This window comes from Streptomyces sp. (assembly GCF_036524955.1).
In the GTDB taxonomy this organism is placed as follows: Bacteria; Actinomycetota; Actinomycetes; order Streptomycetales; family Streptomycetaceae; genus Actinacidiphila.
This window is the reverse complement of the sequence record NZ_DATDBG010000071.1, coordinates 31192-45730: the sequence shown is the minus strand read 5'-3', so window position 1 is coordinate 45730 and position 14539 is coordinate 31192. Positions and strand designations below refer to the sequence as shown.

The following is a 14539-nucleotide window of genomic DNA, read 5'->3' as shown; positions in this document are numbered from 1 at the left end:
TCGGGACTGATGGGGAGTGGTCAGCGGGCCAGCGTGGGTCCGAGCAGCCAGGCGGCGATCTCACGGATCGCCCCGTGGCCGCCGTGGGCCGTGGTGATGGCGCGTGCCGAGGCACGTACCACGTCATGGGCTCCGGCGACGGCGACGGGCCAGCCGACCAGGGCGAAGCAGCCCAGGTCGTTGACGTCGTTGCCGGCGTAGAGCACCCGCTCCGGCGCGATGCCGTTCTCCTCGCACCACTGCTTGAGCGCGAGGTCCTTGCGGTCGATGCCGTGCAGCACGGGAACCTGAAGCTTACGGGCCCGTGCGGCGACGACCGGGTTGGTCTCGGTGGACAGGATGAGGACGGGCAGTCCCGCGCGGCGCAGTGCCGCGATCCCGAGACCGTCACCGCGGTGCACGGTGACGGTCTCGTGTCCGTCGGAATCGATCAGCACGCGGTCATCGGTCTGGGTGCCGTCGAAATCCAGTACGACCGCGTCGATGTCGTCGCGGGTCGGGGTGGCCGCCGCCGCGTCGAGCAGCGGGGCCAGCGCGCGGGCCCGTTCCAGATCGGCGGGTTCGTCGATCTCCAGGACCCGTGCGGGGTCGGTGCGCACCAGTGCGGTACGGCCGAAGAACCGGTGCCCCGCGGTGCGGAAGCCGTCGGCGCGCATCGCGTACGCGGCGCCGGTCTCCAGCAGGTCCTGCGGGCGGTCCTGGCGGCGCGGCCGGGTGGACTTGTCGTGGTTGACGCCCGCACCGCCGGCCGACGCGGGCGCGCCGGCCTCCGCCGCGTCCCGCCAGATGAAGCCGTGGAAGGGCGCCACGGTGTGCGCCGTGTCCGCGCCCTCCTCGGTGACCGCGGCGACCACGCCGTCGATCTCCTTGCTGGTGATGAACGGGCTGGTGCACTGGACGAGCAGCACCACCTCGGCGGCCGTGCCGCTCATCGCCTCGTGCGCGTCCATCGCGTGCAGCACGGCGGCCTCGCTGGTGGCGGTGTCACCGGCGATGGCGACCGGGCGCAGCACGACCTCGGCGCCGGCCGAGCGCGCGACCTCGGCGATGGACGGGTCGTCGGTGGACACCACCACGGCGGTGACGCGGCGCGCGCCGACGCAGGCCCGTACCGCCCGGGCGACCAGCGGGATTCCGCCGACCGGCGCCAGGTTCTTGCCGGGCACGCCCTTGGACCCGCCGCGGGCGGGTATGACGGCGAGCACCGAGGGCCTGGCGGCACCCCGCTCCTGGCTCGCGGGGGCCGCCGCCACGGAAGCGGCGATGCCGGCTGTGGCCGGCGGCGAAGCCGGCGCTTGCGGGGCCGGGTCGTTCATCGGGTGACTCCTGTCGTTGCGGGCGCGGACGCCGCGGGCGTGCGGCCCGCGTCCGGCACGGACGGCCGTGCCGCGCCTGGCGCGGGTCGGTTCGTGAGCAGCGGCGCGGCCCCCCTCACAGCTGCCCCCAGCGTCGGATGGCGGGGGCGACGCGCTGCACACCCTGGCGGTAGGCGGTGCGGGCGGAGTTGCGTACGAGTTCGCGTACCGCCTTGCGTACCGGGCCCGCCTCACGCGGTGCGAGCCCGGCGGCCGGTTCGCCCTTGGGGTCGAGGCCGTGCCGGGCGAGGACGCCGGGAAGATACCCCGGAGCGGTGCGCGATGTGTAGTACGGGCTCAGCCGCGGCAGTTCGGGCTCGGCCAGCAGCGCGGTGACCCGGGAGCGCAGCGCAGCGTACGGCTCGGCGCTCGCCACGCCGTGCGCGGCGGTCCACAACGGGTCGGCGTGCGGCAGGTGTCCGTCGTCGAGTTCGTCCCACGAGGCGTAGCAGCCGGAACCGAGGAAGTGGTGGTTGCCGAGGGCTTCGCGGATACCCAGATCGGTGAGGATCGCGGTGGGTATCCGGCGGTGCAGCGACTCCAGCGCGGCGGTGGAGCTGACGGTCACCAGCAGGTCGGTTCGGTCGAGCACCTCTCCCATGTTGCCGTAGACCAGCGACAGGTTGTCCGGCGGGTCGAGGGCGGCCACCAGCTTCTGGTACGGGTTCTCCTCGATGTGCGTGGTGTGCTCGCCCGGCTTGCTGCGCAGCTTGACCAGCACCTCGCGGTCGGGGTGCCGGCGGGCGTGCTCCACGGTCCGCCGCAACAAGTGCGTCCGATCCGCGCGGCCTTCGGGCACCGACGGCTGCACGGCGAAGGTGACGGTGAACGGCCGCTCGGTGTCGGGCCGGTAGCGGTCCCCGCCGAGGAAGGGCAGCGCGGTCTCGGCGATGCTCCCTGTGGGATATCCCACACCGTCGTACACATCGCGGAACCGCTGGGCGTCGTCCGCGCTGTTGGCGAGTACGACATCGGCTCCGGCGCGCAGCAGCAGCCCGTCGGCGAGTTTTTCGTATACGACGCCGACGTAGCCGGTCACCACGACCGGGCGCACGGGACGGCCCTCCCAGGCGCGGGCGAAGCCGTGCAGCAGCGCCTGCACGGTGCCGCCGACACAGGAGATGATCACCACGTCGCAGGAGGTCTCGTCGGTCCCGGCGAGGATCTCCGCCGCGGTCTGCTCGGTCATGGAATCGGCGGGAATGCCCAGTTCGGCCAGTTGGCGGGGGGTGGGCGTGGCCCTGCCCCGCAGCAGGCGCGCATCGAGACGGGCATCGGGGTCGAGCCGACGCGCGGTCAGCGCGCCCCACTTCCACCGGGTGTCCGAGTCGGCTATGACGGTGACCCGCAACGGGCCGGCCTCACGAGTGCGCACGACGCCGACGATAGGAAGTAGTTGCATGCTGCGCACTAACTTCTGTGCAACTGGAGGTAAACAAACAACCGCCAGTTGCCCGAACGGCACGATTCTCAGGCTTCATTCATGATCCACTTCAGGGTCCGCTGCCAGCTTCACCACCGGCTGCGTCCGTGTCGGCGTCCGGCCGGTCGAACGATGGTCTCATGAACTGGGGGCGCGGCCTCGTGATCTCGCGGTTACCCACTTGTAAGCTGGGCGGATAGTCAAAAGACGAGCGGCACCTTAATGTACGGCGGGTGGTCAAGCTCTCCGTCATCGTGCCCTTTTTCAATGTGCAGCAGTTCGTACCCGACACACTGCGCAGCCTCCAAGCCAACGTCCGTGCCGACTTCGAGTTCGTCCTGGTGGACGACGCTTCCACCGACCAGACTCCACGGCTCCTGGAACAAGGGCTGGACGGGCTGGACGGCGCCCGTCTGGTGCGGCACGAGGCCAACGGCGGCCTGGCCACGGCGCGCAACACCGGCATCGACGCCGCCCGCGGCGAGTACCTGACGTTCCTGGACGGCGACGACTGGTACGCCCCCGGTTATCTCTCCCAGCTGGTGGCGGCCATCGAGGAGGTCGACACCGACTTCGTCAGGGTGGACCACGTGCAGTGCACCGGCAAGGTGCGCAATGTCATTCGGGTTCCGCACGGCCGCCGGGGCGTGCCGCTGAAAGCCCGTGAGGCGATTCTCCCCGCCGAGCGCTCCACCTCCGTGGACTACCCGTACGCGTGGGCCGGGATCTACCACCGCCGGCTGGTCGACGCCGGGCTGCTGCACTTCCCCGACGGGCTGCGCACCGCCGAGGACCGCCCGTGGATCTGGCGGCTGCACCGCGAGGCGTCGACCTTCGCGGTGGCCTCGGGGCTGATGGGCATCTTCTACCGACGCGGGGTGGCCACCTCGCTCACCCAGATCGGCGATGTCCGCCAACTGGACTTCATCCGCAGCTTCGACCAGGTCATCGCCGAGGTCGCCACGGACCCGGAAGCCGACCGGTTCCTGCCCAAGGCGGTCCGCACGTACTGCGCGATCATCGCCCACCACCTCGGCCAGATCGAACGGTTCGAGCCGGCCGTGGCCCGCAAGCTGAAGTCGATGTGCGCCACCGCGCTGCGCCAACTGCCGCAGGACGTGCTCGCCGACGCGCTGGACGCGATGGACGTGGAGCGCAGCTCCCGGATACGGCGGCTGCGCTGGCGGCTGCCTGCCCGCGACGACGATCCGGGCTCCGCGAGCACCGCGCCGCCCCCGCCCGTACCGGCGTCCAAGCGCGCGGTCGCCGAGGCGGGCACCGACGACGACCTCGAAGCCCGCGACAACGAAGGGGCGGTCGCGTGATGGCCCGCACCCAGCTCTTCCTCGCCTCCACGCTCTACGGCGCGGCCACCCTCGCGGCCGCCGTGGACGCCGGCTCCTTCACCGCCGCCGACCGCCGCCTGCTGGTGGTCAGCAACAACGCCGCGATCCCGGAGATCACCCCGCCGCTGGACGAGGCCCCCGGCTTCGCGGCGCTGCGCTCCCGCTTCGACGGCCTGGTGTCGTGGAACGAGGCGATCCACCCGCTGCACCCGGGCGGCTGGTCCCCGCGCGCCGACGACGTGCCCATGTGGGAACGCTACGTGCGCATGCTGTGGAACCTCGGCGACGACCAGATCGAACTGATCGTGGAGTCCATCCAGGTCGAGCCGGCCCTCGCGGTGGCGAGGGTCTTCCAGGGCGCGCCGCTGACGGTCTACGCCGACGGCCTGATGTCGTACGGCCCGACCCGCAACAAGCTGGGCGCGCTGGTGGACACCCGCATCGACCGGCTGCTCCACCTCGACCTGGTGCCAGGGCTGCGCCCTCTGCTGCTCAGCGAGCACGGTGTGCCGTCCGAGGTGGTGCCGACCGAGGCGTTCGCCAAGGTGCTCGCCGAGGTCGCCGAGGCGTCCGCGGACGCCGACGAGGACCTGGCCGGCGTGCCCGAGGGCGGCGCGCTGCTGCTCGGCCAGTATCTGTCCGCGCTCGGGCTGATCACCGCCGCCGAGGAGGAGGAGCTGCACCTGTCGCTGGTGCGCGGCGCCGCCGCTCTCGGGCACAAGGAGATCGTCTTCAAGCCGCACCCGACCGCGCCCGCGCACTGGACGAAGCCGCTCAAGGCCGAGGCCGAACGCCTCGGCGCCCGGCTGACCGTCCTCAACACCCCGGTACTGGCCGAGGTCGTCTACCAGAGGGCCCGCCCGGCGCTGGTGGCCGGGTGCTTCTCCACGGCGCTGCTCACCGCGTCCGCGCTGTACGGCGTCCCGGTCGCCCGCGCCGGTACCAAGCTGCTGCTGGAGCGCCTGTCGCCGTATCAGAACAGCAACCGGATACCGGTCACCATCGTGCACGCCCTGCTGCCGGAGCTGTCCGACGCCGCCGCCGTACGGGCCTGGGCGCCGCCGACGCCGGAGCGGGTGGCCGCCGAACTGACGCCGCTGGTGCGGACGGTGGGCTACTGCATGCAGGCCAGGGCCTACCCGCAGCTCCGGGACGAGGCGGTGGCGTGGCTGGCGGCGAACCTCACCGCGGACTCCTGGCCGTACTTCAAGCGGCGCCGTCTCACCTCGCTCGGCCTGCCGGGCGCGGTTCCGGCGCGGCTGGCGTTCGTGCCCCGCAACCGAACCGTCCGCCGGGTGGCCCGCCGCGCCCGCGCCTTCAAGAAAGCCGCACTGGGATGAGTCTGCACGTCCCCGCGCCCGCAGGTGAGTCGGCCGGGCGGGACGTTTCCGCCGCCGCGCAGCCACTGCCGGAGGCCGCCACCGCCCCGCCGCCCGCGCCCAAGGCCGAAGGCCGGACGCGGGGACGGCTTCGCGCCCTGGACGGGCTGCGGCTGGTCGCCGCCCTGATGGTCTGCGCGTACCACTACGCCGGTCGTGACGGCGCCGTCGCCCACTCGTGGGGCCAGTCGCCGAAGGAGGTGTTCCCGAGCCTGTCGGGCGCGTTCTCCTACGGCCCGCTCGGCGTGCAGATCTTCTTCGTCATCAGCGGCTTCGTGATCTGCATGAGCGGCTGGGGCCGCGGCCTGAAGGACTTCACGATCTCCCGGGTCACCCGCCTGTACCCCGCGTACTGGGCCGCGCTGGTCCTGGTCACCGCGGTCTTCGCGGTCGCCGGCTACCAGCGGGTCTCCAACACCGACCTGCTCGCCAACTTCACCATGCTGCACATGCCGGCCGGCGCCGAGCGGGTACTCGGGGTGGACTGGACGCTCTGGGCCGAGATGCGGTTCTACCTGCTGTTCGCGCTGTGCGTGGTGCTGCCGGGTGCCACCCGGCAGCGGGTGCTGGTCTTCTGCGCGCTGTGGACGGCCGGCGCGCTGTACGCCGACTCCTCCGACGAGCCTTTCCTCCAGCTCGCCCTGATGCCGAGCTACGCGCCCTTCTTCATCGGCGGCATGGGCCTCTACCTGATCTACCGCTTCGGTCACGACGCGCTGTCGTGGGGCGTGGTCGCGGTCGGCTTCCTGCTCGGCCAGCGCTACGCGGTCCAGGACCTGGTGGCCCCCGCCCACATGCACGTCTTCCACCACCGGTCGCAGTTCGGTGTGATCGCGGTGGTCGCCCTGGGCTTCCTCGCGGTCGCCGCGGTGACGCTGGTGCCGTGGATCTCCCGCGTCAACTGGGGCTGGCTGACCACCGCGGGCGCCCTCACGTACCCCTTCTACCTGGTCCACGAGCACCTGGGCTGGGTCGCCATCGACAAGCTCCACCACCGGACCAGCCTCCCGGACGCCGTGGTCTTCGCGGTCACCGTGCTGGTCATGCTGGTCCTCGCCTGGCTGCTGAACCGCCTGGTGGAGAAGCCGTTCGGGCCCCGCCTGAAGCGGGTGCTGTCGCGCCCCCCGTCCGCGGGGTAGGGCAGGGACTGCCCGCCGCGACGGCGGGCAACCAGATGCGAACGGCCCGGCGGTGCTGTCAACCGCACCCCCGGGCCGTCGGGCCGACCGCGGGCCGGAACGCTGTCCGGCGAGCCGACCGCAGGTCAGAACGCGTCAGTGGGCACGTACGTCCCCCACACCTCGCGGAGCGCGTTGCACACCTCGCCCACCGTCGCCCGGGCCCGCAGCGCGGCCTTCATCGGGTGGAGCACGTTGTCCGTCCCCTGCGCCGCCTTCTGCATCGCGGTGAGCGCCGCGTCCACCGCCGCCTGGTCGCGCTCGGCGCGCAGTGCGGCCAGGCGCTCCGCCTGCTGGGCCTCGATCGCCGGGTCCACCCGCAGCGGCTCGTACGGCTCTTCCTCGTCCAGCTTGAAGCGGTTGACGCCGACGACGACCCGCTCGCCCGCGTCCGTCGCCAGCGCGATCCGGTACGCGTTCCGTTCGATCTCGGACTTCTGGAAGCCGTGCTCGATCGCCGCGACCGCGCCGCCCAACTCCTCCACCTTGGCCATCAGTTCGAGGGCCGCCGCCTCCACCTCGTCGGTCATCCTCTCGACCACGTACGAACCCGCGAACGGGTCCACCGTGGCCGTGACGTCCGTCTCGTAGGCGAGCACCTGCTGCGTACGCAGCGCGAGCCGGGCCGACTTGTCCGTGGGGAGCGCGATCGCCTCGTCGAAGGAGTTGGTGTGCAGTGACTGGGTGCCGCCGAGCACCGCAGCCAGTCCCTGTACGGCGACCCGTACCAGATTCACCTCGGGCTGCTGGGCGGTGAGCTGCACGCCCGCGGTCTGGGTGTGGAACCGCAGCATCTGCGACTTGGGGTTCTTCGCGCCGAACTCCTCGCGCATCACCCGCGCCCAGATCCGCCGGGCCGCCCGGAACTTGGCGACCTCCTCCAGGATCGTGGTCCGGGAGACGAAGAAGAACGACAGCCGCGGCGCGAAGTCGTCCACGTCCATCCCGGCGGCGACGGCCGTCCGCACGTACTCGATGCCGTCCGCGAGCGTGAAGGCGATCTCCTGCGCGGGCGAGGCGCCGGCCTCCGCCATGTGGTAGCCGGAGATCGAGATCATGTTCCACCTGGGGATCTCGGTCCTGCAGTACGCGAAGATGTCCGCGATCAGCCGCAGGCTCGGCTTGGGCGGGAAGATGTACGTGCCGCGGGCGATGTACTCCTTGAGCACGTCGTTCTGGACGGTGCCGGTGAGCTTGTCCGCGGGGACGCCCTGCTCCTCGCCGACGAGTTGGTAGAGGAGCATCAGGAGCGCGGCGGGTGCGTTGATCGTCATCGACGTGGACACCTTGTCCAGCGGGATGCCGTCGAACAGCACCTTCATGTCCTCGATGGAGTCGATCGCCACGCCGACCTTGCCGACCTCGCCGTGTGCGATGGCCGCGTCCGAGTCGTGCCCCATCTGGGTGGGCAGGTCGAAGGCGACGGACAGGCCCGTCGTGCCGTGGGCGATGAGCTGCTGGTAGCGGGCGTTGGACTCCGAGGCGGTGCCGAAGCCCGCGTACTGGCGCATCGTCCAGGGCCGGCCGGTGTACATCGACGGGTAGACGCCGCGGGTGAAGGGGTACCCCCCGGGCACGCCCAGTTTGACGTCGGGATCCCAGTCGGTCAGGGCGTCGGGACCGTAGACAGGTTCGATCGGCAGACCGGATTCCGACTCGCGCGTCATGGGTCACGCCTCCGCTGAGTGACTGCTACTGGACGGTAATCTGTGGGGGTGCCGACACGGAATGTAGCGGTCGGCATGCATGCCGTGCAGTGGGTCGAGCTGGGACCTTCCTCACAGTGTCGCCCATGGTTCTTGGCCCATGCTGGTCCAGGAGCCCGCGAGCTCACGTGTCGGCGCAACCGCCGTGGGCCCCGCGGGTGTCTACAGGGTGACAAAGACCGATCGACGGGGAGGGTGATGGCGGTGCGCGGAAGATCTCCGGCAGCGATGACCGTGGCGGTGGTGGCGGCGGCGCTGGCCGTCCTCACGGCGTGCGGGCCGCAGGACACAGGAGCCGACCCCAAGGCGCCGGGCACGCCGCCGACGACGTCCGCCGGGCCCACGCCGACCGCCACACCCAGCCCGCTGCCGACGACGGCGCCACCGACGACTCCCGTACCCACGACTCCGGTCCGGACTCCCGTTCCGACTCCCGTACCGACGACGACTGCCCCGAGCACGCCGCCCGTGGCGCCCGCGCTGATGTCCGTGGGGTCCAGCAGCGCGCGGGTACGGGAGCTCCAGGCCCGCCTCGGCCAGCTCGGCTTCTTCAGCCGCACCCCGACCGGCTACTACGGCACGGTCACCCAGCACGCGGTGCGCGACTTCCAGGAACGGCATGGCCTGGCTGACGCTGCCGGGACCGGCAGCGTCAGCCCGACCACCTGGGCCAGGCTGAAGTCCCTGACGCGGCAGCCCACGCACCAGGAGATGTACCCGGCGCCGCCCGCCAAGGCGGCCGACACACTCGACCCGCGCTGCCTGACCGGGCACGCCATGTGCGTCAGCAAGACCACCAGGACGCTGTCATGGGTGGTCGACGGCAAGGTCCTGGCCAGCATGGACGTCCGGTTCGGCTCCCAGTACACGCCGACCCGCGAGGGCCTGTTCCACGTCACCTTCAAGAGCCGTGACCACGTCTCGACGCTGTACGACACGCCCATGCCGTACGCGATGTTCTTCAGCGGCGGGGAGGCCGTCCACTACTCCGCCGACTTCGCCGCCCGCGGCTACGCCGGCGCCTCCCACGGCTGCGTCAACGTCCGCGACAGGGCGGCGATCGCCTCGCTCTTCGACCAGGTCCACGTCGGCGACAAGGTCGTCGTCCACTGGTGAGACCTTCCGGCTCACGGGGGGATGAGCGCGGGGGCCGCCGAGGCGCTGCGCGGGGCGCCGGCTTCCGCCCCACGGGGGGATGAGCGCGGCCGGGCAGGGGGAATGCGCCCGGCCGCGCTCTGTGTGCGGACCCCGGTACGGGGAGAACCGGGGTCCACCGGGCCGATGACCAGTCGACCCACTACCTACAGCGCACAACTCCCCGGAAGTGTCACCGCCCCCCGCGGGTGGCCGTTCCCGGCCCGCGATGCCCCGCTTCACGGGCACCGCGAGGGCCGCCGCCCTCCGGCGGACCGCCTGCGCCCCTGCGGCCCGGACTGCTTCCGCCGGATGGCCGCCGTCACCGCGTCGGGCGGCGGTGGGCGCCCGGCGCTCAGTCGCGAGGGTCGCTCCACTGGGACTCCTGCCCACGGTCGTCGTCCTCGTTCGCGGTGGAATCGCCGTTCGCGGTGGAATCGCCGCGCTTCCTCTGCGACGTGCCGGACGAGAGAAGGTGCCGGCAGTAGGTGGTCACGGCCGTCGGACCCGCTGCGGTCCGCGCGTCGAGGCCGCGCAGGTAGTCGCGGCACCACGCCCGGCTGTACGAGGGCGCGCGCGTCGTCGGCGGGTCGTCGGGCGTGCGCGTGGGCGTGGGCCGGGACACCTCGGGCGTGCGGGTGGGGCCGGGCCGCGCCGCCGGGGAGGTGGGCGTGCCCCTGGACGCCGGCGGCCCCACGGTGTGACTGGCCGGATGGCGGACCGGCGACACCGCCGTCGTCACGCTGCTCGCCGGCCCCGCCCCCGACTCGCCGTCGGGTACCAGCAACCGCCCGGCCGCGGCCACCCCCACGGTCACCACGCCCAACGTCAGCACCGAGGCGAGCGCCGCCACCACGACCTGCCGCGCCCCCGCACCCGCCCCCGCGGCCGTATCGCCGTCCCGGCGTGCTCTCACCGTACGAAGCCCGTCGAGCTCCACGGTGTCGCGCCCGATCCGCGTGGCCGCCGCCGTGCGAGGAACGGGCAGGACCGCCGGGCCGCCGCGACGACCGCCCGACCGGTCCGGCAGGCGGAACCAGCGGCGGCGCGGGGGCGGCGCCCACCGGGCGGCACGGAAAGCGGTCAGGGCGGCTTCCTCACGGGCCGGGTCGAGCGGCTCCCGGGCATCGCGCGCGGCGGCCAGCAGCGCGGCCAGCCGGGCCGCGGAGCGTGCGGCGTCCTCGTCCGCGAAGTCCAGTCGCGCGGACACGTCGCCGCCCTCGCGGCCTTCCGCCACCGCGTCCGCCAACGACTCCGCCACCCCCTCGGTCAGCCACTCCCCCGCACCCCCGCGCGGCGGGTACCCGGCGATCACGTCCGGCCCCTCCGCCCTGCCCGTCCGAGGACCCCGCCCGCCGCCACCCGAAGCGTCAGGACCGCCCGGCGCCCCGGCCGGGGCTGCCCGTGGCGCTTCTTCGCCGTCTCCACCTCGAGACCCGCTCCTCTCCATTCCTCACAGCGCCTTCGACGTGGAAAACGTCACATCCGCGTGGTGGCCGTCGAGTTCGAGGAGTTCGGCGAGGCGGCGCAGGCCGCGGTGCGTGGCCATCCGGACGGAGCCGGCGCGTTTGCCGAGGACGCGGGCCGCGCTGGTGGAGTCCAGGCCCATGACGACGCGGAGCAGGACGGCCTCGGCCTGTTCGCGGGGCAGGGCGGCGATCGCGGCGAGCGCGCGATCGGTGGCGACCGCGTCCAGCGCCTCGTCGGCCGTGTCGGCGCGGCCCGGGAGGTGGAGGAGTTCGTCGACGCCGGCGCCGGAGACCGGGCGGCGGCTGCGCGCGCGGATGTGGTCGAGCGCGCGGTTGCGGGCGATCCGGGCCGCCCAGCCGCGGACGGAGTCGCCGTCGCCGCGGAAGCCGGGCAGGTCGCGGGCGATCTGGAGCCACGCCTCGGAGGCGACGTCCTCCGCGTCGGCGGCCCCGACCAGGCTGCGGACGTAATTCAGGAGCTGCGGCTGCACGGCTCGGTAGACGACACGGAACGCCGTCTCGTCGCCGCGCTGCGCCGCGATCACCGCGCTGTCCAGATCCACGTCCGGCCCCACCCCCTCGCGTTCTGCGCCCATCCTGCCTCATCGTGGACGGTGACACTTTTGGTCTGGGATACGCCGTACAAGTCGGCGGCCGGGGACGCTCCTGTGGGGGGAGGCGACCCCCGGCCGTCATCACACCCGGACGCCGGAAAACACCCTGAAGGCACTGATACGTTCGCTGAGGAGACCCCGCATGCACGTGGATCGTCTCCCCGACGGCCTCCCCCGCCGCCTGCCGGACGGCCTGCCTCCCGGGCGGCTGGTGGCCGGCTCCTCGCCGGGGCTGTGGATGAGCGACGAACCGGTGGTGGCGCCGGGCCGGCTCTGGGCCCGCTGCCAGGCGCAGCAGCACGAGACCGGCTGGTTGCCGCTGCTCATGGCGTGGCCGTGCGCCAACGGCCTCGGCCACGACCCGGCGGAGATCGAGGACGTGGACGTCGAGGCCTCGCTGCACGAGTCGTGGTCGTCGTACCACGAGGCCCGCTCGCTGTGCCCGCCGCATCCGACGGTCGACGGGATCTGGCCCGAGGACCCCGAGGACATGGCGCCGCTGCTGGTCGATCCCGGGCCGCCGTTCAGCGCCTGGCCTGGACTCGCCGCGCCCGCGGACCCGCACCCGGGGCCCTCGCCGGAGGCGGTGGCGCGGGCCGCGGTAGGCCAGATGCTGCACTACTTCACGACCCGTTTCATCGCCCACGTCGCGCTGGTACGGGCCGACCGCACGGCAGATCTGCCGGCGCTCGCCGGCTGGGAGGCCGACGCGCCCGCGCTGGAGCTCTCCGCGCTGCTGCGGACCTGGGAGGACCGGTTCGGCGCCCGCGTCATCGGCTTCGAGGGCTCGTCGGTCTTCGTATCGGTCGCCTCGCCGCCGCTCACCTCGCAGCACGCGGCGCACGTCGCACTGGAACACGTCCTGACCGGCGCCTCGAACCTCAACGACGGGACATTCCCGTTCCCCGACTACGCGGAGGCGCTGCGCGGCGAACGGCTCTGGTCCTTCTGGTGGGACTAGGGCCTGTCTGACACATCCCGCCTGCCCCGCGGTGCCCGGCACGCACGCTCGCCGCGTTGTCGGGACCGTCGGAGCAGGCCCACTACGCCCACTGCGCCCATTGCGCCCACTGTGGGGACGGCCCTCCGCCGTGCGACGCACCGTGCCGGACGCCGCTCCCCGACGGGCGAACCCCGGCTGACGCGACACTGGCTGCTTGATGGGACGAGCGGCGTGGTCGTATGAACGGCTTGATTCCCGTTCGAGTGAAGTCGCGCGACCCGCACGCATGCCGCGCCACCGCGCCCGTACAGTTGAGGCCTCCCCCGCCGTATGCGCCGTACGAGTCCCCGTACGGTCGCCGCACCCTGACCCAGGAGCCCGCCGCTGTCCAGCGACACCGCCCCCGAGGGGCTGCGCCTGCTCAACCGGGCCCCGTCCGTGCTCGCCGAGGAGTCGCTGCGCGCCTGCTGCGGCAGCCACCGCTGGGCGCGGCGGGTGGCGGCGCACCGGCCGTACCCGACGGTGGACGCGCTGCTCGCCGCGGCGGACGAGGCGGCGTACGACCTGACCTCGGGCGATCTCGCCGAGGCGCTGGCCGGCGAGGACACCACCGCGCTGCCGGACCGGGGCGGGCTGCGCGTGCACACCGCGCTGCGGGCCGCGCACGCCGCGTACGAGGCGAAATTCGGCCACGCCTTCGTGATCTCGCTGGACGTCCGCGACCCGGCGGAAGCCCTCGACGTGACCCTGGCGAGCCTGCGCGAGCGGCTCGGCCACGACGAGGACGAGGAAACAGTGGTCACCGCGGACCACTTGCGCCGCATCTGCCGCACCCGGCTGCTGCGCCTGACCGGCGGTTCGGGACCCGGCCCGGCCTGCGGGCCGGCGCCCGACGGGTCCGCTTCCGTCATGGACAGTGCACCCGACCGTGCGGGATCGATCACACCTCGCCTACCCGGTGGTACGGAGCCGACATCGCGTCGCTACGATGGACAGGGCCGGTGGACCGTACCCGGCCGGGCGTGACCGACCACCGAAGCCGGCACCCCTCGTACCGCTCCCGGAGGGTTTTTTCCGTGCCGGCTGGAACGCTCTACCGTGGCCGGGAAGGCATGTGGTCCTGGGTGGCTCACCGAGTCACCGGTGTCCTCATCTTCTTCTTCCTGTTCGTCCATGTCCTCGACACCGCCCTGGTACGGGTCTCCCCCGAGGACTACGACAAGGTCGTCGCAACCTACAAAACACCCCTCGTCAGCCTGCTGGAGTACGGCCTCGTCGCCGCGATCCTCTTCCACGCGCTGAACGGCCTGCGCATCATCGCGGTCGACTACTGGACCCAGGGCCCCCGCTACCAGAAGCAGATGTTCTGGTGGGTGATGGGCCTGTGGATCGTGCTGATGGCAGGCGCGGTCTACCCGGTCCTCGGCCACGCCGCACGAGTCCTGTTCGGGAGCTGAGCCACATATGGCAACTGACGCTGACGTCACCCCCGTCGACGCGGTGGAGCTGACCGGCTCCAGCGCCGCCTACAGCCCGGCCGACCCGGCCCCGGTCATCGAGCCGCCGCGCGCCCGCACCAAGCGCTCTCCCGGTTCTCAGAGGTCCACCCGCACCAACTTCGAGCTGTACGGCTGGCTGTTCATGCGGCTGTCCGGCGTCTTGCTGGTCGTGCTTGTCCTGGGCCACCTGCTGATCCAGCTCGTGCTGGACGGCGGCGTCACCAAGGTCGGCTTCGCGTTCGTCGCGGGCCGCTGGGCCTCGCCGCTCTGGCAGGGCTGGGACCTGGTCATGCTGTGGCTGGCGATGCTGCACGGCGGCAACGGCCTGCGGACCGTGATCAACGACTACGCCGAGCAGCCGAACACCCGCCTCTGGCTCAAGACGCTGCTGTTCACAGCGGTGGCCTTCACCATCGTGCTCGGCTCGCTGGTGATCTTCACCTTCGACCCGAACATCCGCTAAGCACCGCTCATCGGCTGATCAGCCACGCGC

General features: G+C 72.4%; 13 protein-coding genes. 8 read left to right on the top strand and 5 right to left on the bottom strand.

What is annotated here, in order from left to right; all coding sequences use genetic code 11:
- Nucleotides 1-20 precede the first annotated feature (20 nt).
- Together VIW71_RS06160 and VIW71_RS06155 are read right to left on the bottom strand one after the other, a co-directional pair.
- Nucleotides 21-1316: an acylneuraminate cytidylyltransferase gene (locus VIW71_RS06160; protein WP_331620955.1), complete on the bottom strand. Its 1296-nt coding sequence runs from the start codon at nucleotides 1314-1316 to the stop codon at nucleotides 21-23.
- Between the two features lie 115 nt (nucleotides 1317-1431).
- Nucleotides 1432-2730 (bottom strand): DUF6716 putative glycosyltransferase, encoded by a 1299-nt coding sequence (locus VIW71_RS06155; protein ID WP_331620954.1) that lies wholly within the window; start codon nucleotides 2728-2730, stop codon nucleotides 1432-1434.
- A 281-nt stretch (nucleotides 2731-3011) separates the two neighbouring features.
- Between VIW71_RS06155 and VIW71_RS06150 the strand changes: the two genes are divergently transcribed.
- The 3 genes from VIW71_RS06150 to VIW71_RS06140 are packed head-to-tail and all read left to right on the top strand — an operon-like array spanning nucleotide 3012 to nucleotide 6642.
- The gene (locus VIW71_RS06150) at nucleotides 3012-4103 is read left to right on the top strand and encodes a glycosyltransferase family 2 protein (protein WP_331620953.1); all 1092 of its coding nucleotides are present in this window, start codon (nucleotides 3012-3014) and stop codon (nucleotides 4101-4103) included.
- Complete coding sequence (locus VIW71_RS06145; protein WP_331620952.1) at nucleotides 4103-5464, top strand: polysialyltransferase family glycosyltransferase; 1362 nt, start codon at nucleotides 4103-4105, stop codon at nucleotides 5462-5464. The genes VIW71_RS06150 and VIW71_RS06145 overlap by 1 nt, the downstream gene beginning before the upstream one ends.
- On the top strand, nucleotides 5461-6642 hold the full coding sequence (locus VIW71_RS06140) for an acyltransferase family protein (RefSeq protein ID WP_331620951.1): 1182 nt from the start codon (nucleotides 5461-5463) through the stop codon (nucleotides 6640-6642). Before VIW71_RS06145 ends, VIW71_RS06140 begins: the two co-directional genes overlap by 4 nt.
- 125 nt (nucleotides 6643-6767) lie before the next feature.
- Here the strand turns inward: VIW71_RS06140 and VIW71_RS06135 are convergent, their stop codons facing one another.
- A complete protein-coding gene (locus tag VIW71_RS06135) occupies nucleotides 6768-8348 on the bottom strand; it encodes an acyl-CoA mutase large subunit family protein (protein WP_331620950.1) in 1581 nt (526 codons plus the stop codon).
- 267 nt (nucleotides 8349-8615) lie between these two features.
- Between VIW71_RS06135 and VIW71_RS06130 the strand changes: the two genes are divergently transcribed.
- Nucleotides 8616-9503: a L,D-transpeptidase family protein gene (locus VIW71_RS06130; RefSeq protein ID WP_331620949.1), complete on the top strand. Its 888-nt coding sequence runs from the start codon at nucleotides 8616-8618 to the stop codon at nucleotides 9501-9503.
- Between the two features lie 373 nt (nucleotides 9504-9876).
- Here the strand turns inward: VIW71_RS06130 and VIW71_RS06125 are convergent, their stop codons facing one another.
- Both VIW71_RS06125 and VIW71_RS06120 read right to left on the bottom strand, forming a co-directional pair.
- Nucleotides 9877-10836 carry a hypothetical protein gene (locus VIW71_RS06125; protein ID WP_331620948.1) on the bottom strand — a complete coding sequence of 320 codons (960 nt, stop codon included), beginning with the start codon at nucleotides 10834-10836 and terminating at the stop codon, nucleotides 9877-9879.
- 138 nt (nucleotides 10837-10974) lie between these two features.
- The gene (locus tag VIW71_RS06120; RefSeq protein ID WP_331620947.1) at nucleotides 10975-11586 is read right to left on the bottom strand and encodes an RNA polymerase sigma factor; all 612 of its coding nucleotides are present in this window, start codon (nucleotides 11584-11586) and stop codon (nucleotides 10975-10977) included.
- Nucleotides 11587-11746: 160 nt separating this feature from the next.
- Between VIW71_RS06120 and VIW71_RS06115 the strand changes: the two genes are divergently transcribed.
- The 4 genes from VIW71_RS06115 to VIW71_RS06100 all read left to right on the top strand — a co-directional run bounded on the left by VIW71_RS06115 (nucleotide 11747) and on the right by VIW71_RS06100 (nucleotide 14509).
- The gene (locus VIW71_RS06115) at nucleotides 11747-12565 is read left to right on the top strand and encodes a DUF4253 domain-containing protein (RefSeq protein ID WP_331620946.1); all 819 of its coding nucleotides are present in this window, start codon (nucleotides 11747-11749) and stop codon (nucleotides 12563-12565) included.
- 420 nt (nucleotides 12566-12985) lie between these two features.
- Nucleotides 12986-13573, top strand: coding sequence for a 2-oxo-4-hydroxy-4-carboxy-5-ureidoimidazoline decarboxylase (locus VIW71_RS06110; RefSeq protein WP_414720674.1), 588 nt, complete (start codon nucleotides 12986-12988; stop codon nucleotides 13571-13573).
- Nucleotides 13574-13623: 50 nt separating this feature from the next.
- Entirely contained in the window at nucleotides 13624-14004 is a 381-nt protein-coding gene (gene sdhC / locus VIW71_RS06105; protein ID WP_331620945.1) for a succinate dehydrogenase, cytochrome b556 subunit, read from the top strand.
- Nucleotides 14005-14011: 7 nt separating this feature from the next.
- Nucleotides 14012-14509 (top strand): succinate dehydrogenase hydrophobic membrane anchor subunit, encoded by a 498-nt coding sequence (locus VIW71_RS06100; RefSeq protein WP_331620944.1) that lies wholly within the window; start codon nucleotides 14012-14014, stop codon nucleotides 14507-14509.
- Nucleotides 14510-14539: the final 30 nt, after the last annotated feature.

Bases quoted from the DNA above. Each gene is read 5' to 3' on its own strand.
- VIW71_RS06140 (WP_331620951.1), top strand. From the start codon at position 5,461: ATGAGTCTGCACGTCCCCGCGCCCGCAGGTGAGTCGGCCGGGCGGGAC.
- VIW71_RS06160 (WP_331620955.1), bottom strand. From the start codon at position 1,316: ATGAACGACCCGGCCCCGCAAGCGCCGGCTTCGCCGCCGGCCACAGCC.
- VIW71_RS06145 (WP_331620952.1), top strand. From the start codon at position 4,103: ATGGCCCGCACCCAGCTCTTCCTCGCCTCCACGCTCTACGGCGCGGCC.
- VIW71_RS06135 (WP_331620950.1), bottom strand. From the start codon at position 8,348: ATGACGCGCGAGTCGGAATCCGGTCTGCCGATCGAACCTGTCTACGGT.
- VIW71_RS06115 (WP_331620946.1), top strand. From the start codon at position 11,747: ATGCACGTGGATCGTCTCCCCGACGGCCTCCCCCGCCGCCTGCCGGAC.
- VIW71_RS06100 (WP_331620944.1), top strand. From the start codon at position 14,012: ATGGCAACTGACGCTGACGTCACCCCCGTCGACGCGGTGGAGCTGACC.
- VIW71_RS06130 (WP_331620949.1), top strand. From the start codon at position 8,616: ATGACCGTGGCGGTGGTGGCGGCGGCGCTGGCCGTCCTCACGGCGTGC.
- VIW71_RS06120 (WP_331620947.1), bottom strand. From the start codon at position 11,586: ATGGGCGCAGAACGCGAGGGGGTGGGGCCGGACGTGGATCTGGACAGC.